The organism is Desulfosporosinus meridiei DSM 13257, from assembly GCF_000231385.2.
Lineage (GTDB): Bacteria > Bacillota > Desulfitobacteriia > Desulfitobacteriales > Desulfitobacteriaceae > Desulfosporosinus > Desulfosporosinus meridiei.
The window spans coordinates 4,832,204-4,856,040 of record NC_018515.1; the positions used below are offsets into that span (position 1 = coordinate 4,832,204).

Genomic DNA, 23,837 nt, shown 5'->3' on the forward strand with positions numbered 1-23,837 from the left:
GTTATAATCCTAATTGGTAACTCGGCCATCTTTACCCCTAAGAGTGGAAGATCCGTAGCTTTGCGTCCTGAGCTTTCGCTCAGTTTGCCTTGTCAATAACTTTATATCTTTATATAATTTTAAAAAATCTTCTTCATATTTGCTTTTATTTGACTATAACATACAAAAAGTAAATATTATATATATTTTTTCAATTTTCATCAAATTTCTGTTTCCTTTTACGTTCCAACCTTTGCTTTAACTATAATTAGACTAATATATAACAAAAAAAGACAGAGACCCCATTTAGTCCCTGTCCTTTTTTGAGCGCTATTTTAGGGTTGTAACCCTTTCGAATACCTTCTTGATACACTTAAACAATTATTTGGTGAGCCATCCGCGACTCGAACGCGGGACACCCTGATTAAAAGTCAGGTGCTCTACCGACTGAGCTAATGGCTCGTATTGGTACCACGAGTTATTATTCTACACGAAATTACTAAATGTGTCAAGATATTTTTGTCATTATAGGTATAGGTTTTCTATAAAACAACATAGAACATGGACAATGCTATATCGTGAATTTCTTCAAAGTTTCTTGCAACTCTTCCGCCATATTAGCCAACACCTGGCTGGAAGAGGCAATTTCCTCCACCGAGGCTGATTGTTCCTCTGTGGCTGCCGATACGGTTTGGGTCTGTCCCGTGATTTCTTTACTCGTCTCATAGATCTCCGAAACCGAGGCGACTATTCTTTCACTGCCTACAGCCATTTGTTGAATCTCTTCAGAGATTTCTTCAATCTGAGCGGTTACGACATTAATTGAACCCGTTATTTCACTAAATGCTTGTCCTGCGGTTTCTGCTACCTCAGTTCCCAATTTGACTTGATGGGTACCTTCACTGATCGATAACACAGCCTTTTGTGTATCTTGCTGAATACCCGTAATTAGTGTCGCAATTTGCTTTGAGGCTTCTTGAGATTGTTCTGCTAGCTTTCTTACCTCGTCTGCAACCACCGCAAAACCACGGCCCTGTTCGCCCGCTCGTGCTGCTTCAATGGCTGCATTCAAGGCGAGAAGATTGGTCTGGGCAGCGATACCGGAAATGGTATCAACAATTTGTCCGATCTCCTTGGAACGCTCCCCTAAGTTCGTAACCATATCGGCTGATCCTGTGACCGTTCTTTCAATGTTCATCATTTGCTGAATCGTCTTATCGATCGCCTGACTTCCTTCAGACGCTGAGTGTGCAGTCCTTTCCGATGACTTTACCACTGTTTTCGCATTCTCCAACATATGTTGGATTCCTGCTGACATTTCTTCGACGCTTGCTGATGTCTCATTGACGGCAGTCAGCTGTTTCTCTGCCCCTAAGGATACCTCCGTTATGGCTACCGCCACTTGGTGCGAGGCTTGAGCAGATTGCTCCGCTCCCAGACTCAATTGCTGAGATGAGGCAGCAACTTGCTTGGAAGACGATGATATATGGTCAACCAGCTCGATTAAGTTTTCCGTCATTGTTTTAAAGGCTTTGCCTAGTTGACCTAACTCATCCTTAGAATTAATACTAAGGTTCTCAACCTTAAGGTTTCCCTTGGCAATTTCATCAGCATTTCGGGCTATTGCTACGATATTATTTGTAATCTTCTTACTTAACATAGTCCCTAGAATTAGTGATATTCCTATAGCAACGAACATGGATACTAACGTAAAAATTATGTCTCGTTTACCCATTTTTTCTAATTCAAGTTGTTTAGCTTCAACAAGTTTATCAATATTATCTACCCAATTCCCAGTCCCGATTACCCAATTGTAAGGTTCAAATACCAAGGTATAACTTCTTTTTGGCGAAGGTTCTGTTTCATTAGGCTTAGGAAAACTATAAGCGGTAAAGCCCCCGCCATCCTGAGTTCCCTTAGCAATCATCTCTTGGATAAACAAATTTCCTGAGCTATCTTTAGACTCATAGCGAGATTTACCTTCAGTATCTCTCCCCAGCAGAACAACGTTAATCCCCTCAGTGGTATCAATCCAAAAGTAATTGCCATCATCAAAGCTCAAATTTCTTACTAAATCTGCCGCTTTCTTCTTTGCTTCTTCCGGAGTCAATTCTCCTCTTTGCTGGCTATTGTAAACATCCTGTACTAGGCTGTGAGCAGTCTGTACCTGTAGCATAATCGTCCGGTCGAATTGATCGTACAGGGTAGTTCGATACTGTTCAAGATTAGCCTTTTCCGCAACTATTAAATTATAAATGCTGTACCCGCCGAGAATAGAACCCATAATAAGGGCTAATGTTATTAACATAAGAATAATCCGGTACTTGATTTTTGTCATTTCTGTATGTCCCCTTCTGTCAAATACTTATTAGCTGCAGAGCATGACAAAACCTAACCAAGGCTACATATACAACTGTAACTTAACTTACATAACTGAACTAAAACTAGTCATCTCAGTGTTCTATGCAATGTAGAGATTTCGATTAGTGTCATATTTCTCTTATGAATATACCACATTAAGTACCAATATTATATACACATCGCCAAATTAATCCTATTTTCGACACTCTTTAACTCTTTCCTTAATTTCAAATATTTAACGTTTTCTTAACCCCTTAACATTTACTTTGATTCTAAAAATTTCTTATACTTGGTTAAATCTTCATTTTCTCTGCGCTCCAGACAAAGCAGTTAAAAGCATCCATACTAAAATAACAAAAAGAGAAGCATATCAATGATACGCTTCCCTTTTGTAATTTGTATTATAAAATTGAGCCAGTAGTATTCCTAGAAAATCTCTCCACGGACAATAGTTTGCTCACGCCCAGGTCCTACTGCTACTAAGGTAGCCTGCACTCCAGACAATTCTTCAATCCGCAGAATATAGTTTTGAGCTGCCTGAGGCAGTTCTTCAAAGTGACGAACTTGGGTAATATCCTCGTGCCAACCCGGCATTTCCTCATAAACAGGCTGACATAGCTTGAATATCTTTTGGCTTTGGGGGAATTCACGGATAATCTGTCCGTCAACACTATACCCCACGCAAATTTTAAGTTTCTCAAATCCTGTTAGAACATCAAGTTTGGTCACTGCAAAATCTGAAATTCCACTCACTCGAACAGCATAACGAGCTATGACCGCATCAAACCAGCCGCATCGTCGTGCCCGACCAGTGGTAGTTCCAAACTCGTGTCCATTCTTCCGCATTTCTTCCCCAACTTCATCTAATAACTCAGTAGGAAAAGGTCCTTCTCCGACACGAGTGGTATAGGCTTTAATAACCCCAATTACACGATTGATACGAGTAGGTCCTACTCCGGCTCCAATACAAGCTCCACCAGCAATCGGATGGGAAGAGGTTACAAACGGGTAGGTACCATGGTCTATGTCCAGCAGAGTGCCTTGTGCTCCCTCAAAGAGAACTTTCTCTCCTGCTTTGATACTTTCATCAATCGTAAGGGAGCTGTCTGTGACCATTGAACCGATTTTTTCTGCATAGCCCATATAGGTATTGTAAATCTCGTCAAATTCGAGAGCTTCCTTGCCGTAAACCTTCACAAACAAATTATTCTTTTCTACTAAATTGCGCCGAAGCTTCTCAGCAAACTCATCCTTGTCTAATAAATCAATCACACGGATTCCAATTCGAGACGCTTTATCCATATAGGCGGGCCCAATTCCACGCTTGGTGGTTCCGATTTTATGGTCCCCACGTGCCTCTTCTTCCAAACCGTCCAGCACCCGGTGGTAGGGCATAATAACATGTGCATTACTGCTAATGACTAGTTTCCCCGTTTTAATACCACGCTTCTCCAGGTACTCCAATTCTTCTAGTAGTACCTTCGGATCAATCACTACACCATTGCCAATAACACATGTCTTGTCTTCATAAAGGATTCCAGAAGGTATAAGATGGAGTTTAAACTCTTCTCCATTTGCCACAACCGTGTGACCAGCATTATTACCGCCTTGATATCTAACAACAACATTTGCTTTCTCTGCCAGGAAATCTGTTATCTTGCCCTTTCCCTCGTCCCCCCATTGAGAACCAATTAATACAACAGCAGCCATATAGATTTTCCTCCCATCTTTCCAGCTCTAATCTTCTAATCCTAGTCGCTTAAAGATATCCTCCACGTGACGCAGATGATAGCCCAAATCAAATAAGCCTTGAATCTCCACTTTTGTCAAATAGTTTAAAACCCGACTATCCTCAGATACCACATCTATAAAATCCAGCCCTTGATCCCAGGCATGAAAAGCATTTTGTTGAACCCAAGCGTAGGCCTCTTCTCTCATACATCCATGTTCAACAAGTGCCAAAAGTACCCGTTGAGATGATGTCAATCCATAGGTCTTCTGGAGATTCTTCTTCATCTGATCATCACGAATTTTGAGTCCAGAAATAACCTTGCTCATCTGGCGAAGCATATGATCCAGCAGAATACAACTGTCCGGGAGAATGATCCGCTCCACGGAAGAATGAGTCATATCCCTCTCATGCCAAAGGGAAATATTTTCCATTGCTGCTAAAGCATTTCCTCTTAACAGCCTCGACATTCCGGACACTTGCTCGCAAATGATCGGATTACGCTTATGGGGCATTGCAGAAGAGCCCTTTTGACCTTCTGCAAAGGGTTCTTCAACTTCTAGGATATCGGTACGTTGCAGGTTTCGGATTTCTGTGGCTATTTTTTCGATAGAGCCGCCAATCAGGGCTAAGGTAGTGACAAAATGGGCGTGTCTATCTCTTTGCAATATTTGATTACTTACCAAAGCATTTCCTAACTGCAGTTCCTGACATACAGCCTCTTCTATTTCTGGAGACACGTTAGCATAGGTTCCAACAGCGCCTGAAATTTTTCCCGCACTAACTGATTCTATAGCTTGGTCAAGACGTTCGCTTTGACGGTCAATCTCGGCAATCCATAAGGCTAGCTTCAAACCAAAGGTAAGGGGTTCCGCATGAATACCATGTGTCCGCCCGACCATTACTGTATACTTACTCTCCAGCGCTCGCTTAGCCAAAGCATCTCGTAACTCTTTTAAGTCCTTCTTAAGCAACAGTCCCGAATCTCTTAAGACAAGGCTTAATGCTGTGTCTTTAACATCAGAAGAGGTCAAGCCAAGGTGCAAATATTTCCCCGACTCCCCTATTTCCTCTACCACGGCTTGCAAAAAAGCAATTAGGTCATGGCGCACGATAGCTTCAATTTCTAAAACCCTTTTCGGATTAACTTTGGCCTTTTCCCGAATTTCCTTCATAGCTTCTTGAGGGATTTCTCCCCGCTTAGCCATAACCTCGGCGACCGCTAATTCAACTTGCAGCCAGCGGTCATATTCATATCCGTCCTGCCACAGTTTTCCCATTTCCTGATGCGTATATCGATCGAGCAACAAACTTCGCCCCCAGTCATTCTTAACCCCTTAGTTGATCTAAATTGTTATTATTAATTATTCTTTAGCGACAATATCTCTGGCAACAACAATCCCTGTAGCCGAAGCCTGCATTAACCCTCGGGTTATTCCTGCTCCATCTCCTATAGCGTATAACCTAGGTATGGTTGTTTCAAAATTTGGCGCAACTTTAACTTTAGATGAGTAGAATTTAACCTCTACCCCGTATAATAGTGTGTTTTTGGAATACATACCAGGTGCAATTTTATCAAAGGCTTTCAACGTCTCAATAAGAGAGGTCAAGTAGCGTTCAGGGAGTACATAACTTAGGTCTCCCGGAACAGCTGAACGAAGAGTTGGAACCGTTGTAGACTTTCGTAAGCGTTCCTCTGTTGTACGTCTCCCTTGTAAAAGATCTCCTAAGCGCTGAACCATTACACCTCCGCCAGTCAGCATATTAGCCAACCGGGCGATATATCGTCCATATTCTATGGGTTGGTTAAAGGGCTCAGTGAAACGAGTAGATACTAATAAGGCAAAATTCGTATTCTTGGTTTTTTTAGTCGGATCGGCATAACTATGTCCGTTTACAACCGCAATATCCCCATCATAGTGCTCTTCTGAGACTACACCGCCAGGATTGACACAAAAGCTCCGCGTCTTCAAATCATAGGTATCTGAATAATACACTAGCTTAGGTTCATATAGTTCACGTGTTAAATGATCAATTATAGAGTTAGGAACCTCGACACGGACACCTATATCCACCTCATTGTTTTCTGTTACGACACCCAATCGAACTGTCTGATCAGCAAGCCAATTCGCTCCGCCCCGGCCAGGGGCAGCAACCACATAGCGGGCATACACTTCATCAAGTTCTTCTTCACTTCGACGTTGAATAACAGCACCTATAGCACCTTCCGAGTCGGCAAGGATATTCTTTACCTCAGCAAGTTCCCAAAAAATCGTATTGGTCTTTTGCATGAGATGCTCATACATACCTTTCAGGACATCGTAAGCCAGTTCTGTTCCTAAATGTCGAACAGGGCAATGAATCAGGGCAATATTGTGACGGGATGCCTCATACTCAATCTCTTCAACCCGACGGTTATCTAAGCCATACACTGTTTCTTGAGCTCCGAAATGTCTGTAGATAGAATCGGCATAATCAATTAAATCCTGAGCTTGATCTTCTCTCATATATTCAACTAAACGACCGCCTACTGCAGGACTTAGAGACAACTTTCCATCACTGAAAGCTCCTGCGCCCGACCACCCTCTAGTGATAGCACAGGGATTACAGCCTCCGCAAACTCCTGTAGTACGCGCAGGACACTTGCGCTTTTCAATACTTCGCCCATTATCAACAATTAGAATTTTCAGATCTTTATTATGCTTCGTTAACTCTAAGGCCGTAAAAATTCCGGCCGGACCGGCTCCGATAATTAAGACATCAACATTATGTTTCAATGGTTTTCCCTCCTAAGAGCCGTTAATTTTTAGATTCATAAATAACCACATTCGCAAACAATTTTATCTTAACAATCCAGCCTCTCATTGTCAATCCAATTGTCGAACATTAATCTAAAAAATACATAAAACATTCGACATTTCTTGAGTCGCTACTTTATTATAAAACCACATAAAAACCCCCTTGCAAATTCGCAAGGGGTTAATATGACTTAAGCACTTTGATGTTGTCGATCAAGATTCACAAACTTTGTGAACTCTTTAAGAAACCCTAACTCGACGGCACCTACCGGGCCGTTCCGGTGTTTAGCAATAATCAATTCCGCAATTCCCTTTTTCTCTGACTCCGGATGATAATACTCATCTCGATAAATAAATGAAATCACATCTGCATCTGCTTCAATTGCCCCCGACTCAAGCAAATCTGACATAATTGGTCGTTTATCTTGGCGTTGTTCAACTCCTCGATTAAGCTGAGACAAAGCAATGACAGGCACTTTCAGTTCACGAGCCAGACCCTTAAGGGCTCTGGAGATCTGGGCAACTTCCTGCTGTCGGCTCTCAGATTTTTTTCCAACCGACAAGAGCTGAAGGTAATCAATAATTATCATTCCTAAATTGTGCTCCGTCTTTAGTCTCCGAGACTTTGAACGAAGCTCCGCTAAGGAAATACCAACGGTATCATCAATAAAGATTGGCGCATCAGAGAGCGGGCCTACTGCCCGGGTCAACTTAGGCCAATCCGTATCCAAAAGATCTCCGGTCCGTACACGTTGTTGGTCGACCATAGCCTCACCGCAGAGCATACGCTGAACCAACTGTTCCTTAGACATTTCTAAGCTAAAAATTGCCACAGGCACCTTAGCCCGAACTGAAGCATTTTGGGCCATATTTAAAACCAGGGCCGTTTTACCCATCGAAGGTCGGGCTGCAATAATCACTAAATCTGACGGCTGCCATCCGGAGGTCATCCTGTCTAAATCGGTGAAAAAGGTAGGAACACCTGTGAGATTTCCTTTATTAGCGTAGAGATACTCAATTTTTTCAAAGGTATCTAACAAAACATCACGAATAGCACTAAACCCATCTTTAACTCGCTGTCTGGAAAGATCCAGAATCAGTTTTTCTGCTTCTTCTAATAGGGAATGGGCTTCTTCCCCTGGCTCATAGCCCCGTTCCAGAATACTGCTAGTTGCCCGAATAAGCTGACGAAGAAGGGATTTTTCGGAAACGATCCGCGCATAATATTCCACATTTGCCGCAGTAGGAACGGAACGGGCAATTTCAGAAATTGTGGTTATGCCACCGACCTGTTCTAATCGCCCTTGGCGGTGTAAAGCCTCAGCAACACTGACCAGGTCAACCGGATCCCCCTTTTCCGAGAGATCACGAATTGCAGAAAACATTAACCGGTGATTGTCTCGATAAAAGTCATCCGGTTGAAGCAGCTCAAAGACCGAACTTCCAGCCTCCGGATCAAGCATCATTGCTCCTAAGACCGCTTGTTCGGCCTCTAAATTCTGTGGTGGAACTTTAATGAGTTCCATATTTTCTCTCCTCCGGTTCTAATCAGTGGGCACCAGTCCTTCAACGCGCAGGGTCGGCCATAAATGCCATAGGTTTTGACCATTGATGCCAAGAACTCCTGCACAAAAGAAAGCAAAAGGGCCTTTTGGAAAAGTTATAACTTTTAATCTTGTATAAAAATGTGGCTCATTGCCTCTTCAATCGTACTGACCGCTACAACTTCTATTCCTTGTAAGCTCTGCGGCACATCTGCCATATTTTCAAATGGAATTAAAACCTTTCGAACTTCAACTTGCTTAGCACCGAAAATCTTTTCATAAATGCCGCCAACAGGTTTAACTTTGCCTTGGATAGAAATCTCACCTGTCACCGCAACATCTTGTCGCAGAGGCTGTTTTTTTAAAGCACTATAAATGGCTAGGGTGGTTGCCAGTCCAGCTGAAGGACCATCAATCTTCGCCCCGCCAATTACATTAACATGAACATCATAATTCCGGATATCTTCCCCTGTAAGGTCACGAATAACAGCCGCTGCATTAAAGACAGCATCCCTGGCCATACTTCCTGCTGTTTCATTAAATCGAATGGTTCCTTTACCTTCTAAGCCTGTAAAGGTAATCGCCTCAATCTCCAAAACAGAACCCAAAAAGCCTGCTACTCCCAGTCCTAACACTCTGCCAATTTCCACATTGCTTTGAACCTTACGGAAAATAAAAGGGGTAAGTCTGGCAGATCGCAGAACCTCATAAACATCTGCGCTTGTCACTCTTATCTCCTTTTGATCTGGGTTACGATACCTAGCGAGGCCATAGGCGTCTGTCAAAATACTATTGGCCTTCCTACCCTCAATGACGTATTCACTAATTATCTCAGGGACATTGTCGTCTAAAATCACACCCAGCTTTTGACCTGCCTGGCGAATAATCTCTTGGACATCTTTCGGTTCCAAAGGGACAAAGAATACCTCAGAACAGCGTGAACGCAGGGCTGGATTAAGCTCGGCAGGATCCCGGGTGGTAGCTCCAATGAGCACAAAATCTGCCGGAGCCCCCTCATCAAAAAGCTTCTTAATCCATTGTGGTATCTGCACATTACCAGGATCATAGTAAGAGGAATCAAAAAACGCCCGCTTATCTTCAAGCACTTTAAGAAGCTTATTCAAAAGCAAAGGATCCATTTCTCCAATTTCATCGATGAAAAGAATCCCTCCATGAGCATCGCTTACTAAACCCATTTTCGGTTCAGGAATACCTGTATCTGCTAAGTCATGCTTGGCACCTTGATAGATTGGATCGTGTACGGAACCTAAGAGAGGGTTAGTTACATCCCGAGGATCCCACCTTAAAGTTGTTCCATCCACTTCAACAAAGGGAGCATCCTTAGAAAAAGGAGAAAAGGAACGTTTCTTAACTGTCTCCAAAGCAACCCTAGCCGCAGATGTTTTACCTACTCCAGGAGGGCCATAAATAATCATATGTTGAGGGTAGGGTGTTGCCAACTTTGCTAGGAGAGCCTGTACGGCAGCCTCCTGCCCAACAATTTCTTCTACAGCCTGAGGACGTAGTACATCAATAGCGGATCGTTTCAGTGAAATAGTATTCATCTTTTCCAGAATAGCTAACTTTTTAAGAGTTTGGGCATTCTCGGGCCCAGTAGTTTCTTTAAGCACGTTCATTTTAATCTCTTTGACGTAATCCTCATGACGTTCTTGCATCTTCTCGGAAACTACACGTTCCAGACGATCTTCAACAGCACGCCGTGCAATAAGGTCTGCAATTTGCTCTTCAACTTCATCTAGGAATTGGGGTATTTCTTGCAGCTTTGGTATCCTTTGATCCGTGGGATCATCAGAGACAATTTTCTTTAATCCTGCAACACGCTCAGTCAGTATCTCGGAGCGCATCAGCGCCAATGCCTCCAAGCGACTAGCCTTAAGCACTAGCTTATCAGTTCCATAATAGTTTGAAAGCAAGACATAAAGTGCTTCAACTTCCCGACTCCACTCTTCCTCATCTTGTAACCGGTCTCCGTGATTTGCTTGATTTAACCATTTTGTCAAAATCCCTTTCATCAGGGGTCCCCTTTCACGAGAACAGATTATTTGATATCAGTTGAAATCGAATTTTAGATTGAGCTTACATGTACCTGAAGCTTAGCAATTACCTCAGGATGAACCTTCACATTAACTTCATAACTGCCAAGAGCTTTAATCGGTTCTTTCAGATCTAACTTCCGTTTATCTATTTCCACACCATGCTGTTTTTTTAAGGCATCGGCAATTTCTTTACTGGTTACTGAGCCAAACAAACGGCCGCCTTCACCGGTTTTTGTTTTTACTTCTACTTTTAAGGCACTTAATTTATTCCCTAATAAAACAGCATCTTCTTTTTCTTTTACTTTACGGCGCTCTTCAACAGCCTTTTTATGAGAAATATCGTTAATATTACCTGTTGTAGCTTCAACAGCCAATTTTTTAGGGAATAAAAAATTTCTTGCATATCCATCTGCAACCTCTAAGATCTGTCCTTTTTTGCCGGTTCCTTTTACATCAGCTTGAAGAATTACCTTCATGAAAACTCCTCCTTTATGATTCTTCCGGTAGACGACGGAAATTCACAACTAGATCAAACAGTCCAAATATAATAATGCTTACAAAGCTAAACATGAAATAAATTAAATTCAATAAAATTAACACCCATTTGAGGAGCCTGGGGATTTTCGGTGATTGTAACAGAAAAAGGTAGGCAGCAATTCCTAAGACAAGGGTCAAGGCCCCATAAACAACCATAAGATTAATCCCTAGCCCCCGGATAAAAGCCCAAGAGAATTGATCCCCTAAGAGATAACAGGCAATTCCCAAAACTGCACCCCAAACTGCATACCAGGGAAGACGCCAATGAGTAAAGGGAACCCATACTAAATCCTTTCTAAAAAGGCGCCTCACAAAATAAAAAACAAAACCAAATTCAATAATCGCTAAAATCGCTGCTATACTCGGAAGGACTAAAGCATAAATCTCAATTCCTTGTTGCAAAATATCTCGGATCTGTACCTCGCTTATCCCTTGCTGACCCATAATCTCCAGCATACCGGATGCTTGGTATTGTTCTATGGTTGTATTGATCATAGCACTTGCGGTATTAGCATCAATTCCCTGCACAATAAAAGGAAGGGTCTGCGCTACACCTAAGCTTCCTGCCAAGACAGCACTCCAAAAAAAACTCACCCGAACAGGCCACCCCTTTTGCCAGCCGAAAACTCCCAGTAAACCTGCCAGAGGTACGAAGCCTAGATAATTAATTGCGTTTACCTGATAGACAAGCAAGGCGGCGATATAGCCAAGTGCTAAAAAGACGGAGGCAGTAAGCATTCCTTTGCGCCGACCTACGATAAATACACTAAACAATAAAAATACTTCCCAAAAAAATCCCCAGGTTCCCATAGCGATTCCCACAACCGGAAAGGTCATCAGAATTCCTCTCGCCAAATAATCTTGTGCCATTTCATCACTAATAAACATTATCTCCAACTTTCCCCATTAAAGTTAGTCCTCGGGAGCTAAGTAGCTTAATAATAAGCTCAAATCTCCCCATTGCTTTTCAAGACACATTTCATCTGTGATCTTTAAACTGTCTAAACGTTGCAATAGCATACGATCAAGCCTTGAAAAATCAAAACCTAATCTTCTAGCTAACAAATAACTCATTCCAACAAGATCTGCTAAACCCTGAATCATTTCATCTTCAGATCCACTTAAAGTTCCATGATGAACAAGCCACTGTGCCTGAATTAGATTAACCTTTAGTTCATCAATAGCTTTTAATCCTTTAACCACATCTACTTCAATATCCAGAGATGCCCCCTCCTAATCTCTCCATCCATTTCAGAGGCCCCTACTTCTGTCTAAGTAGGAGTTCCATGCTCTGCATAATTCTCATCTCAGCTTAGGCTGCAACAGTTCACAATCTGCAAAAACTGTCAGAGAATACAAACCATGCCTACCAGATACAGTTCGTGATAAACCTATAAATCTCCTGCAGTTCTGATTAATGAAAATTTAACCATTGCAGAACAATGTTCAGGATATAAGGCAAAAATACAAAAGGGAGCTCTCGCTCCCTTTCTTCTACTCTACACTATATGGCAATAAAGCAATACTGCGAGCCCGTTTGATGGCCAAGGTTACTTGGCGCTGATGCATAGCGCAGTTTCCTGAAATACGACGAGGTAATATCTTACCACGATCCGTAACGTACTTACGAATTTTATGTGTTTCTTTGTAATCCATTGACTCAACTTTATCTACACAAAAACTGCACACCCGCTTGCGTGGGCGACGTCCGCGTTCACGTTTCATACTAATTCTCCCCTTCCCCTATTAGAATGGGATGTCATCATCCAAATTCACTTCATGTCCAAAGGAACTATTCCCACCAAAGGATCTCGATTCTGCGCTTCCGCCTCCACTATCTTTTGGACTTAGGAAACGAACATCTTCAGCAATAACCTCTGTTACCCAGCGCTTTTGACCATCTTGTCCAGTGTACGAACGCACCTGAATTCGACCATCAACTGATGCCAGTTTACCCTTAGCTAAATAATTAGCACAGAGTTCAGCAAGTTGCCGATAAACTACGCAATTAATAAAGTCGGTATCTCTTTCCCCTTGAGAATTCTTATAATTGCGATCAATTGCTAATGTAAAATTTGCAACCGCTACACCTGTTGGGGTGTATCGCAATTCGGGGTCTTTCGTCAAACGGCCTATCAAGATGACACGATTTAACATATATGCCCCCCCGCTCTATTAGTCGTCTTTTCTAACGGTTAAGAAACGGATTACATCGTCGGATATTTTCATAACCCGCTCAATTTCTTGAGATGTACGGCCTTCACCTTCGAAATTCATCAGGATGTATTGGCCCTCTTTGTAATCATCGATTTCATAGGCTAACCGACGTTTACCCCACTTTTCAACCGTTAAGTTAGCTCCGCCATTGCTAGCAACGAGCCCGGCTAAACGATCTACAAGTGCCGTAGTTGCCTCTTCGTCCAAGTCTGGACGAATGATATAAAGTAATTCATACGCTTTCATATTTGCACCTCCCCTCGGACTAAACGGCCCCGACTTTACGGAGCAGGGATATTTAGACTACCAAGCAGAAATTATACCACTTCAAACTCAAAAAAGCAACATTTTAAGATAACTTAGTACTTTCATAGTTTTACCAGATTAACTTTCGAGCAGATCATTCTATAGCTTAGCCCGATACTAAAATGAATTTACTCTCTATACATTAAAACGGAAATGAACAATATCTCCATCATTCATAATGTACTCTTTGCCCTCCAGACGAACTAGCCCTTTGTCTCTGGCACCATTTAATCCGTTAAACTCAACAAAATCTTTATAAGAAACTACTTCTGCTCGGATAAAACCGTGTTCAAAATCAGTATGAATCACCCCAGCAGCCTTGGGAGCTTTTGTTCCCTGATAAATAGTCCATGCTTTCACTTCAATGGGGCCGGCAGTGAAAAACGTCATTAAACCCAACAAGTGGAAGGCAACGCGAATTAAGCGATCTAAACCAGATTCTTCAAGCCCTAAGTCTTCCAGAAAAGCAGCTTTTTCATCTGCCTCAAGTTCCGCGATTTCCGCTTCAATTTGAGCGCAAACAACAACGACTTCCGCACCTTCTTCAGCGGCAATCTCCCGAACTTGTTGAACATAGGGATTATCATCTGCTGTAGCTAACCCACTTTCACTAACATTAGCAACATAAAGCACCGGCTTTAGCGTCAAGAGTGGGAATCCCTTCAGAATCTCCCGCTCATCATCTGTAAAGGTCAAGGAACGGGCCCCTTTGCCTTGATTGAACACTTCCTTTAACCGTTCTAAAAGTGCAATTTCACTTTGTGCCTTTTTATCCCCCGTTTTTAGGAGTTTGGAGGTTCGATCTGAACGTTTCTCTATGCTTTCCATATCGGATAAGATTAATTCTAGATCAATAGTTTCTATATCTCGCTTTGGGTTTACATTACCTTCTACGTGGACAACATTCTCATCTTCAAAACACCGTACGACATGCACAATTGCGTCGACTTCACGAATATGAGATAAGAACTTATTACCTAAACCTTCTCCTTTACTTGCTCCTTTAACAAGTCCGGCTATGTCCACAAACTCCACAGTCGCTGGAACAATCTTCTTCGGATTGACCATCTCTGCCAGCTTTTGCAAACGTGAATCAGGAACCTCTACCATTCCAACATTAGGATCAATCGTGCAAAAAGGATAATTTGCGGCTTCCGCACCGGCTTGGGTGATGGCATTAAATAATGTCGACTTGCCTACGTTTGGCAAACCGACTATTCCTGCATGTAACGTCATGTCAGAACCTCCTCATAATACGCAAACGAACTACCTTAACCGATTATATGTGATGTTTTCATACACTGCAACCACTCTGCTCATTCAAACATGATACCCCCAAATAAGGTGACCTTGGTCTCAGTTTCTATTTTTCATCAACCCTTTGAAGAATCTCTTTTAAATTTCGTTCGAGTTTGACCCGCGGAATCCAGGCTTGATGCTGGCATCCTAAACACTGTATGCGGAAATCCATTCCCGTTCTCATTACCTTCCAATCCAGACTTCCACAGGGATGTGGCTTGCGAAGTCGAACAATATCTCCTACATTTAACGGAATCATTCAGTGATACCCCCTGATCGAGATTCGAAATTCGAGGCACGAATTCCCACGAAAGAACTTACCACGTTTTGCTTCTCATCTCGAGTTTTTGAGTTTCCTACCAAGCCGCTAGATTTGAGTAACTTAGTTTGATCTCCAAACTAAACAAATGACCGAATAAAACGTTAGTCTTTCCAAAAGTAACTTTATCGAGTTCTTAACCACTTGAATCCTTAATGGGATTCGTCACATAGACATTTTGTTGTGGTGTGCGAATTCCTTCTTTTAAGAAAGCACTATGTATTTGCCTCCGCAGTTCTCTCTCCAAACTCCACTGTTCATTGGGCTGTGTAAAGGCAATTACTCTTAATACCGTATTTCTTTCACCAAACTGGATTACTCCTTGTACGGTTGGCGGATCAATTATCTTGTCACCAAACTCTGTACCCACCTGTTCACAAACAGTATGCATTACAGACATAGCCTTGTCCAAATCCTCATCATAAGGAACCTGAATATCTACCAAGGCCCTCATTTTACCTCTACTATAGTTGGTAACCGCTGTGATACTACCATTTGGAATAATATGAAGTTCCCCGCCCCAATCCCTCAGATGTGTTGCCCTAATCCCTGTCTCTTCAACTACCCCTGAGAATTGACCGGTTTGTACATAATCGCCAACAGAAAATTGGTCTTCAAAGAGGATGAAGAAACCTCCAATTATATCTTTAACAAGGCTCTGGGATCCAAAACCTAAGGCTACTCCTAAGACACTAGCAGAAGCTAGAAGAGTACCTGTATCAAAGCTAAAAAGATGCTTAAGAACATGAATAATAGCAGTAAAGGCGATTAAATAAAACGCCATACTCTTAAGCAACGAAAAGATCGTATTAGACTTGCGTTCATCAAGCAGTTTTTTTCCTCTATGGTCTAACAACATCCGGCGTAATAAATAAATTGCTAACCCATAAGCAACACGTGCAATGATTAATACTAAAACTATATATATCAGAGAATTTAAGATGGTCATTCCCAATTTTTGCCATTCAAAATTTGAGAAACTATTATTAATCCATAGACTATTCATGTTACTGTCTTCCTTTTAGTTAATGGATCAGCCGGAATATTTCAGAAATGCCTGGTAGCCCCGGATCATCATGACAAGGTCTGCTATAGAGGCTATTTCCCAAGGTGAATGCATACTCAGAATTCCGACACCGCAATCTAAGACCTCCATGCCGTATATAGCCATGTATTGGGCTATCGTTCCTCCACCGCCTTGATCGACCTTTCCTAATTCTGCAGTTTGCCAACAAATCTTAGCATCATCAAAAATCCGCCGAACCTCCGCAACAAACTCTGCATTGGCGTCACTGGTATCATACTTCCCTTTAGAACCGGTATACTTGCTGATAACCAGACCTCGTCCTAAAAAGGCAGAATTTCGTTTATCCATAACCTCAGCATAATTAGGATCATAGCCGCCTGTGACATCTGCTGAGAGAGCTTTTGCTCGGGCTAAGGATCGTCTAACCAGTAATCCATCATATTTACCGCTTTGCAAGGTAATCAGTTCGGCAATGAAGTTCTCCAAATAACGAGCCTTCATTCCTGTGTTAGAGTCACTGCCAATCTCTTCTTTATCCGCAAATAGAACCAGTGTGGTCCACTCCGGCTGTTGAATTTCTGCAACTGCTTTCCAAGCTGCAAAGGAGCAAATACGATCATCCTGACCATAACCGATTACTAAGCTTTTATCCAATCCTGAATAGCGGGCTTTACCGGCTGGAACAACCTCTAGCTCTGCGCTGACAAAGTCATCCTCTTCAATACCATATTTATCTCTGAGGATAACTAAGATTGCAGATTTTACCCGTTCTTCCCCTTCCCCCAAGGAAGGATTGTGCCCTAACAGAAGATTTAGGCCTTCTCCAGATACTGCTTCACTCAGCTTTTTGTTATATTGATCCTTTGCTAAATGCGGGAGTAAATCCGAAATTGTAAAAACAGGGTCTGCTTCATCCTCTCCAATAATTATTTCAACCTTCTGCCCGTTGCGCAAGAAGACGACTCCATGAAGAGATAGAGGCAGTGCCATCCATTGGTACTTTTTTATTCCCCCATAATAATGAGTTTTTAGGAAAGCCAACCCTTCCTCTTCATACAAAGGGCGCTGCTTAATATCTAATCGCGGAGCATCAATATGGGTTGCGATTAGTCGAAAACCCTCGCTCAAAGGTCTCTGCCCTGAAATTGCTAAGATACCTGCTTTTCCTCGAACTGCCAAACGAACTCTTTGGCCAGGTTGAAAGCCTTCAAGCTTATCTAGAGGTACAAAACCTTCCCGTTGAGCCCAACTCTCAATAATCTGCCAAGATTCTCGCTCGGTTTTTCCTTTACTCAAGAAGGAAAGGTATTCCGTCATAGCCTCTCGTTCTTGATCTGATATCATTAGATCATCCCAGGCTAGTTTGACTTTTTTAGATCCCATTCAATCACCCCTAAAACTTAATTAACTTGATTTTACAATGTCAGTTTCTTTAAGTTTTCTTCATTTTCCCCTCGTTTATCCGACAGATATGTCAAACTTAACTAGATTCTCTTAAATAAGCCGACTACCATCTCAGAACCATACTCCCTTACCCATTGAAAGTGGCTCAAGCAACTTTTCTTTAAGTTGAGCAGAAAACATCTGATCTAAGAGGTTAAATGTTTGGATCAAATGGGGATATAGGTATGAATTTAGCACAAGCTCCATAAAACCATCATTTGAGCCGATATTTAGAAACGGCGACAATAATCCAGCTAATACTGACAGACCAATAAGTGCCCCTAGCCCGCCAAACAATAGCCCTCCTCCGCGATTAAATGACCCACTCCAGCTTCCAAGTGGGCGCAGAAGAATAGCTACCAGTATCTGAATACCTAACACCACAAAATAAAATACAAAGCCAAAAGCAAATAAGCTTAATATACTCTCGGTAATTGTCCCTGCCAAACTATGGGTTACTTGTTCAAGAGTTTGAGGCATTTGGGTACTGGCTATATCTGAAAAAGGGAAAAAACCACGCCATTGTTCAGGAATTATACCTAGGATATTCACTAGTACTTGTTGCTGCAGAGTTTGCGCTTTTGACTCCACAGTAGGAAGTAGTACACGGTAAATCATTGGCTCTATCCATTGTCTAAGTGGAAAATACTGTTCTGCGAGACTCAAGACAGCCATGTATTTCCACGATGCTACCAAGAACCCTACCAGCCATATAAAAAAATTAACAATACTTGTTATCAAACCTTTTTGGTAGCCATGTAGTGCTCCAAATAAGATAAAACCTATAATAAGTACATCGACTAGATTCACATAGTCCCTCCCTAATTGACCCTCGTCAGATTTCTACAAGCGTATAAATAAAGCTTATTCGGGTTGAATCCATAAAATCCTGCTGTATTATTATTCTTCTACTCTTCACTTTAGCTAACCCACAGAACCGATATATCAAAAGGCAGCTTCACGCTGCCTATTAAAACCAATTCCAACTACTCCGGATTTATTTTTGAAAAAAAGGTACCTAATCGCTCTAAGATATCTCAAACCTATATCCCAGGATTTCATAGTTCAAATTTTGGCGGGGATGTGTGCGAATCGAACACACCTCGGAACGTTCTGCGTCCCGACACGCGGATTTGAAGTCCGGGAGCAACACCAGTCACCATCCATCCCCTTACTAACGACAATCATATTATCACATTAATTATCATTTGGAAAGTAAATCAGTCAAAGTCCCAAACTTGATGGTTAGAACTTATTGCATTTGTACAAAATAATTCTAATAAAGAAACCCTTAGCACATATGAGTATAAAGGAGGATTAAGCAAATGAACCCTTCAGAAAATTCTATTTCTAACTTAACAAAGGAACAAATCGACGATCTCAAAGCATTGGAGCATAAGTTTAGCTCAATTACTGGTCAAGAAACTATCTTAATAGCCTATAAAACACAAACTAATGAAAGTCATTAAACAGCTCCTTTGTTATAATGAAAGCAACTCCCTTCCAAATAGTTCTCGACAATTTCAGTAATTTGCTCTTCTCGCATGGTAAGGTGCATCAACTGATATGAAGCTTGCATTAGGCTCTTTACACACTCAAGAGTTAGGTCTGTAATATGTGTACATCCTTCTTTTAGGCCAACAGCAGCTTGTACTTGTCTCCGAACATTTTTATTCAGATTTATTCCTACCAGCTTTGGAATTCGTTTTTGAGTTTCAGCACAATCCGTATGGGGGGCTCGACGGAATTCTCCCATTGCTGTTGTTATTGTACGAGTCTTTATCTCAATTTCCAAAGTCAAGCATAACTCATGATGAGTGTCAATAAAAGTACCATCCACAGTCAGAGTATCTTTGTCCTTTGAACGAACACTAATGGAAATTGAACGGTTAAATAGGTGCAATTCTTCCATCTCCTCATTTTTTTGGTAGTTTCTATCTACATTATATCTCTTTTCTTTAAGAAGAAAAGCACTGGGTGAATACCTCTTCATCCAGTGCTTCCTTTTTGAAATGAAACTAATATAGGTCTTTTTAAAGGATATTATTTTTTAATTTGATAACCTTTTGCATCCAATGATTTTTCAACTTCGTCAACCTGATCCCCCTGAAGACGAGCAAGAATCTGAACCTTATTGTCTTTGAGATGATATACAGCTAAACTTCCAATATTGACCTCATGTTCCTTAGTCACAAGGGCTAAATCCGACATAACCCCAATTTGGTCCTTAGTTTCAATCATTACGCGCTGTCCCGGACTACGAAATCCCATAATATCTAAAAAGGCATCTAATATATCCGAACCAGTTATTATCCCCACAACTTTACCTTCTTCAATGACAGGCAATCCACCAATCTTATGGTCTCTCATCATTAAAGCGGCATCCTCAATTTGAGTGTCTGGATGGCAAGTTATAACCTTCTTAATCGCAACTTCACGGATGGGCGTCTTGGCAATAAGGTAGTTAAGTTCAAAAATGCTCAACGTTGTTGCTGGAGAAGGAGAGACCTCACGGAGATCTCCATCTGTGACAAAACCTACAAGTTTACCCTTTTCTACAACCGGCAATTTACTAATCTTTTTTTCTCTCATAAGAGCCATTGTATCCGCAATAGATTTATCCGGGCCTACCGTAAAAACTTGAGCTGTCATAAATTGGCGAACATACATTTCTAATTACCTCCTTCTACTATTAAGCATAGCCAGCAAAAACCAAGTTACACTTTGGTACCAAGCTAATGCAACTGGCAGCACTTAGTAACCATTACGTCACGACCAAAATAGACCATGATCCCTAATCCGTCCATGCCTGCTTATTGTTACAATGTACCCTGAGACGAAGCTGGAGAGAAGGGAAAATCCGAGAAGTCTACTATCAGCCTATGATTTATATTAGCCTCCTAAGTAGGCCTTACGGACTTCTTCACTGGCGGCAAGTTCTTTAGCATCCCCGGAAAGAACTATCTTGCCAGTCTCTAATACATACGCTCTATTAGCAATAGAAAGAGCCATATGGGCATTTTGCTCAACAAGTAAGATTGTTGTACCGCTTGAATTAATCTCTTTAATTATTGAAAAGATTTGTTTTACTAAGATTGGTGCCAAACCCATTGAAGGCTCATCTAGCAGCAAGAGTTGAGGTTTAGACATCAGCGCTCTGCCCATTGCCAGCATTTGTTGTTCTCCGCCTGATAAAGTACCTGAAAGCTGACTTTTTCTTTCCAGTAAGCGTGGAAATAATTCGTAAACTTTCTTCATGTCTTCTTTAACGCCCGCTTTATCTTTACGTAAGTAAGCTCCCAATTCTAAGTTTTCAATGACAGTCATATTGGCAAATACACGTCTACCTTCTGGTACCTGAGATATTCCCTGAGAAACGATACTTTGAGGAGCAATACTAGCAAGGTCTGACCCTTTAAAAGAAACCTTACCTGTCTTTGGCCGCAGTAAGCCGGAGATTGTTTTGAGACAAGTGCTTTTGCCCGCACCATTTGAACCGATAAGTGTCACAATTTCCCCTTGATTAACTTCGAGGGAGATACCTTTAAGGGCGTGAATTGCACCATAGAATACATTTACATCTTCAAGGACAAGCATCAGACAACCTCCTCCCCTAAATAAGCCTCGATGACTTTGGGATTACTCTTGATTTCATCTGGTGTGCCTTGCGCAATAATCATTCCATAATCTAAAACATAGATTCGTTCGCATACGCCCATTACTAGGGACATATCGTGTTCAATTAACAAAATAGCTAGATTGAATTGTTGACGAATCCAGCGAATGAGATTCATAAGGTCGTGTGTCTCTTGAGGATTCATCCCCGCTGCAGGCTCATCAAGCAATAAAAGCTTAGGCTCTGTACCTAAAGCACGAGCAATTTCTAAACGGCGTTGTTCACCATAAGGCAAGTTTTTGGCAACTTCTTCAGCCTTATCCTCCAGATTAAAGATCTTGAGAAGTTCCATGGCTTTACGGTGCATTTCTTTTTCTCCAGCATAATAGCTTGGCAAACGTAAGAAAGCACTAAGCGTACTATAAGAACTTCTTTGATGATATGCTATCTTAACATTTTCAATAACACTCAGATCACTAAAAAGACGGATATTCTGGAACGTCCTAGCCATTCCACTTTGAGTAACCTGATAGGGTTTAAGCCCTCTCATATCTTTACTCTGAAATTTAACGCTGCCCTCCGTAGGCTCATAAACTCCCGTCAGTAAATTGAAAACTGTGGTTTTCCCTGCACCGTTTGGACCGATTAAACCGATCAATTCTCCGTCGTTGATCTCAATATTAAGGTTTGATACGGCTTTTAGACCCCCAAAAGATTTGGAGAGTTTGTCAATCTTTAGAAGAGGCATTCTTATCACCCTTCTTTCCGAGGAAACTTAAGCTAAATTCTTTAGTCCCTAGTAGTCCCTTCGGTCTAAAAATCATCATTACGATTAAAAGTATAGCTGTTATAACAAGTCTCCATTCTGGCCAACCTGATAATGCAGCAGAAACCACCGTCATTACCACGGCACCAAGAACGCTACCCGTTAAACTGCCTAAGCCACCGAGTACAACCATAACCAGAATATCAAATGACTTTAAAAAGCTAAAGGTTAGAGGTTGAATAATATATAGGTAATTAGCATAAATTCCGCCTGCCAATCCTGCAAAGAATGCACCAATTGTAAAGGCCATAATTTTATATTTTGTTGTATTAATACCCATTACATCGGCTGCAATTTCATTTTCTCGAATTGAAATACATGCTCGACCATGGGTAGACTTAATAAAATTTCTAATAATTATAATACTTAGGACCGTTAGCCAAAATGCCCATGTCCAAGTAATTGTTTTCGGCACTGAAAATCCTGAAGCCCCTCCAACATATGGTGTGTTTAAAAAGACAATTCTTACTATTTCTCCAAAACCTAAGGTTGCAATTGCCAAATAGTCTCCCTTTAGTCTTAAAGTAGGCAGACCAATTAAAAAACCGGCTACGGCAGCTGCCACTGCCCCAGCAATCAAGGCCAATAAAAGAGGTCCATGCAGTTTAACTACGACAATGGCTGCCATGTAAGCACCGATCGCCATAAAACCTGCGTGTCCAATTGAAAACTGGCCTGTGATCCCATTGATTAAGTTTAAGCTTGTTGCAAGAATTATATAGATACAAACCTGAATCAAAGTGAGGGCAACAAAAGGAGGTAAGATATCCATGAAAATACTTCCCTGAACGATGGCATAGACAAGTAGGACCCCCACTAAAGTTAGGACACTTTGACGATTAATCCGCTTACCCATGATTCCACCTACACTTTCTCACGGATGTTCTTACCAAAAAGCCCACTTGGCTTAACAATGAGAACAAGTATTAAAATTAAAAATGCTACTGCATCGCGCCATGTCGACGCTCCTAAACCACTAACAAATGATTCTGTAAGCCCTAAGAAAAATCCTCCTACCATCGCACCGGGAATAATACCAATTCCCCCTAAAACTGCTGCAACAAAGGCCTTAAGCCCCGGAATGATACCCATTAACGGATTAATTGTATTAAAGTATACTCCCATCAAAACCCCAGCAGCGGCAGCCAGAGCAGACCCAATTGCAAAAGTTGCCGAAATAGTGTTATTAACATTAATACCCATCAATAATGCTGCTTCTGTATCGAAAGATACTGCCCTCATGGCTTTTCCTATCTTTGTGTACTTAACAATACCATGCAGCAGAACCATAAGGACAACAGAGGTGACAATCATAACAATATCACCATATTTAATGATGATGCCACCTACATTGAAAATTGTGTCGGGAAAAACAGGAGGATAAGTGCGCATCTGAGGAGATACAACTAACATGCCCCCATATTCCAGGAAAAAAGAAACCCCAATGGCTGTAATTAAAGATGCAATTCGAGTAGCATTACGCAGCGGTTTATAAGCAATCCTTTCTATCAAAACACCTAAAATTGCACTAACAGTCATTGCAATTAGCAACGCCGGAATAAACGACATATGCAATGTAGTTGTTGCAAACCAACCTGCATAGGCTCCGACCATCATTACATCACCATGAGCAAAGTTTATAAGCTTTATGATACCGTAAACCATGGTATAACCGAGAGCAACTAAAGCATAAATACTTCCTAGAGAAAGTCCGTTTACTATCTGCTGCAATACTTGCTCAGTTACACTTCCCATATTCTCAACTCCTTACTCCCGAAT

24 protein-coding genes, 2 tRNA genes and 1 riboswitch are annotated in these 23,837 nt (G+C 41.5%); of the genes, 1 reads left to right on the top strand and 25 read right to left on the bottom strand.

Annotation, left to right across the window (positions count from 1 at the left end; all coding sequences use genetic code 11):
- Window positions 1-12: 12 nt before the first annotated feature.
- Window positions 13-99: riboswitch (cyclic di-GMP riboswitch) on the bottom strand.
- A gap of 266 nt (window positions 100-365) precedes the next feature.
- The 19 genes from DESMER_RS22285 to DESMER_RS23710 form a co-directional block, all read right to left on the bottom strand.
- Window positions 366-441, bottom strand: a tRNA-Lys gene (locus DESMER_RS22285).
- 109 nt (window positions 442-550) lie between these two features.
- The gene (locus DESMER_RS22290; protein ID WP_014905327.1) at window positions 551-2,317 is read right to left on the bottom strand and encodes a methyl-accepting chemotaxis protein; all 1,767 of its coding nucleotides are present in this window, start codon (window positions 2,315-2,317) and stop codon (window positions 551-553) included.
- A 449-nt stretch (window positions 2,318-2,766) separates the two neighbouring features.
- Entirely contained in the window at window positions 2,767-4,050 is a 1,284-nt protein-coding gene (locus DESMER_RS22295; protein ID WP_014905328.1) for an adenylosuccinate synthase, read from the bottom strand.
- Window positions 4,051-4,077: 27 nt separating this feature from the next.
- A complete protein-coding gene (gene purB / locus DESMER_RS22300) occupies window positions 4,078-5,376 on the bottom strand; it encodes an adenylosuccinate lyase (RefSeq protein WP_471717192.1) in 1,299 nt (432 codons plus the stop codon).
- A gap of 57 nt (window positions 5,377-5,433) precedes the next feature.
- Window positions 5,434-6,846: an NAD(P)/FAD-dependent oxidoreductase gene (locus tag DESMER_RS22305; RefSeq protein WP_014905330.1), complete on the bottom strand. Its 1,413-nt coding sequence runs from the start codon at window positions 6,844-6,846 to the stop codon at window positions 5,434-5,436.
- Between the two features lie 212 nt (window positions 6,847-7,058).
- Window positions 7,059-8,393, bottom strand: a complete 1,335-nt coding sequence (gene dnaB, locus DESMER_RS22310; RefSeq protein ID WP_014905331.1) for a replicative DNA helicase — start codon at window positions 8,391-8,393, stop codon at window positions 7,059-7,061.
- A 143-nt stretch (window positions 8,394-8,536) separates the two neighbouring features.
- Complete coding sequence (gene lonC, locus DESMER_RS22315; protein WP_014905332.1) at window positions 8,537-10,444, bottom strand: Lon family ATP-dependent protease; 1,908 nt, start codon at window positions 10,442-10,444, stop codon at window positions 8,537-8,539.
- Between the two features lie 53 nt (window positions 10,445-10,497).
- Window positions 10,498-10,944, bottom strand: coding sequence for a 50S ribosomal protein L9 (rplI, locus tag DESMER_RS22320; protein WP_014905333.1), 447 nt, complete (start codon window positions 10,942-10,944; stop codon window positions 10,498-10,500).
- Between the two features lie 13 nt (window positions 10,945-10,957).
- A complete protein-coding gene (locus tag DESMER_RS22325; protein WP_014905334.1) occupies window positions 10,958-11,893 on the bottom strand; it encodes a DUF2232 domain-containing protein in 936 nt (311 codons plus the stop codon).
- 24 nt (window positions 11,894-11,917) lie between these two features.
- The gene (locus DESMER_RS22330; protein ID WP_014905335.1) at window positions 11,918-12,208 is read right to left on the bottom strand and encodes a MazG-like family protein; all 291 of its coding nucleotides are present in this window, start codon (window positions 12,206-12,208) and stop codon (window positions 11,918-11,920) included.
- 291 nt (window positions 12,209-12,499) lie between these two features.
- Window positions 12,500-12,730 (bottom strand): 30S ribosomal protein S18, encoded by a 231-nt coding sequence (rpsR, locus tag DESMER_RS22335; RefSeq protein ID WP_014905336.1) that lies wholly within the window; start codon window positions 12,728-12,730, stop codon window positions 12,500-12,502.
- A gap of 21 nt (window positions 12,731-12,751) precedes the next feature.
- The gene (locus DESMER_RS22340) at window positions 12,752-13,162 is read right to left on the bottom strand and encodes a single-stranded DNA-binding protein (protein ID WP_014905337.1); all 411 of its coding nucleotides are present in this window, start codon (window positions 13,160-13,162) and stop codon (window positions 12,752-12,754) included.
- An 18-nt stretch (window positions 13,163-13,180) separates the two neighbouring features.
- Complete coding sequence (gene rpsF / locus DESMER_RS22345) at window positions 13,181-13,468, bottom strand: 30S ribosomal protein S6 (protein ID WP_014905338.1); 288 nt, start codon at window positions 13,466-13,468, stop codon at window positions 13,181-13,183.
- A gap of 195 nt (window positions 13,469-13,663) precedes the next feature.
- Complete coding sequence (gene ychF / locus DESMER_RS22350) at window positions 13,664-14,764, bottom strand: redox-regulated ATPase YchF (protein WP_014905339.1); 1,101 nt, start codon at window positions 14,762-14,764, stop codon at window positions 13,664-13,666.
- A 127-nt stretch (window positions 14,765-14,891) separates the two neighbouring features.
- Window positions 14,892-15,086: a DUF951 domain-containing protein gene (locus DESMER_RS22355; RefSeq protein WP_014905340.1), complete on the bottom strand. Its 195-nt coding sequence runs from the start codon at window positions 15,084-15,086 to the stop codon at window positions 14,892-14,894.
- 196 nt (window positions 15,087-15,282) lie between these two features.
- A complete protein-coding gene (locus DESMER_RS22360) occupies window positions 15,283-16,152 on the bottom strand; it encodes a mechanosensitive ion channel family protein (protein WP_014905341.1) in 870 nt (289 codons plus the stop codon).
- Window positions 16,153-16,179: 27 nt separating this feature from the next.
- Complete coding sequence (locus DESMER_RS22365; RefSeq protein ID WP_014905342.1) at window positions 16,180-17,556, bottom strand: aminopeptidase; 1,377 nt, start codon at window positions 17,554-17,556, stop codon at window positions 16,180-16,182.
- Window positions 17,557-17,688: 132 nt separating this feature from the next.
- A complete protein-coding gene (locus tag DESMER_RS22370; RefSeq protein WP_014905343.1) occupies window positions 17,689-18,426 on the bottom strand; it encodes a CvpA family protein in 738 nt (245 codons plus the stop codon).
- 263 nt (window positions 18,427-18,689) lie between these two features.
- Window positions 18,690-18,787 (bottom strand) — tRNA-Sec (locus DESMER_RS23710).
- A gap of 154 nt (window positions 18,788-18,941) precedes the next feature.
- Here DESMER_RS23710 and DESMER_RS24095 point away from each other — a divergent pair.
- The gene (locus tag DESMER_RS24095; RefSeq protein ID WP_014905344.1) at window positions 18,942-19,085 is read left to right on the top strand and encodes a hypothetical protein; all 144 of its coding nucleotides are present in this window, start codon (window positions 18,942-18,944) and stop codon (window positions 19,083-19,085) included.
- Here the strand turns inward: DESMER_RS24095 and DESMER_RS22375 are convergent.
- From DESMER_RS22375 to DESMER_RS22400, 6 genes are all read right to left on the bottom strand, one after another.
- Complete coding sequence (locus DESMER_RS22375) at window positions 19,082-19,609, bottom strand: DUF2889 domain-containing protein (RefSeq protein ID WP_014905345.1); 528 nt, start codon at window positions 19,607-19,609, stop codon at window positions 19,082-19,084. The two genes, DESMER_RS24095 and DESMER_RS22375, sit on opposite strands and share 4 nt — an antisense overlap.
- A gap of 50 nt (window positions 19,610-19,659) precedes the next feature.
- Window positions 19,660-20,286: a CBS domain-containing protein gene (locus DESMER_RS22380; protein ID WP_014905346.1), complete on the bottom strand. Its 627-nt coding sequence runs from the start codon at window positions 20,284-20,286 to the stop codon at window positions 19,660-19,662.
- A 222-nt stretch (window positions 20,287-20,508) separates the two neighbouring features.
- Window positions 20,509-21,213 (bottom strand): ABC transporter ATP-binding protein, encoded by a 705-nt coding sequence (locus tag DESMER_RS22385; RefSeq protein WP_014905347.1) that lies wholly within the window; start codon window positions 21,211-21,213, stop codon window positions 20,509-20,511.
- Window positions 21,213-21,980, bottom strand: coding sequence for an ABC transporter ATP-binding protein (locus DESMER_RS22390; RefSeq protein WP_014905348.1), 768 nt, complete (start codon window positions 21,978-21,980; stop codon window positions 21,213-21,215). Before DESMER_RS22390 ends, DESMER_RS22385 begins: the two co-directional genes overlap by 1 nt.
- The gene (locus DESMER_RS22395) at window positions 21,961-22,914 is read right to left on the bottom strand and encodes a branched-chain amino acid ABC transporter permease (protein WP_014905349.1); all 954 of its coding nucleotides are present in this window, start codon (window positions 22,912-22,914) and stop codon (window positions 21,961-21,963) included. Before DESMER_RS22395 ends, DESMER_RS22390 begins: the two co-directional genes overlap by 20 nt.
- 8 nt (window positions 22,915-22,922) lie before the next feature.
- Window positions 22,923-23,813, bottom strand: a complete 891-nt coding sequence (locus DESMER_RS22400; protein ID WP_014905350.1) for a branched-chain amino acid ABC transporter permease — start codon at window positions 23,811-23,813, stop codon at window positions 22,923-22,925.
- Window positions 23,814-23,837: the final 24 nt, after the last annotated feature.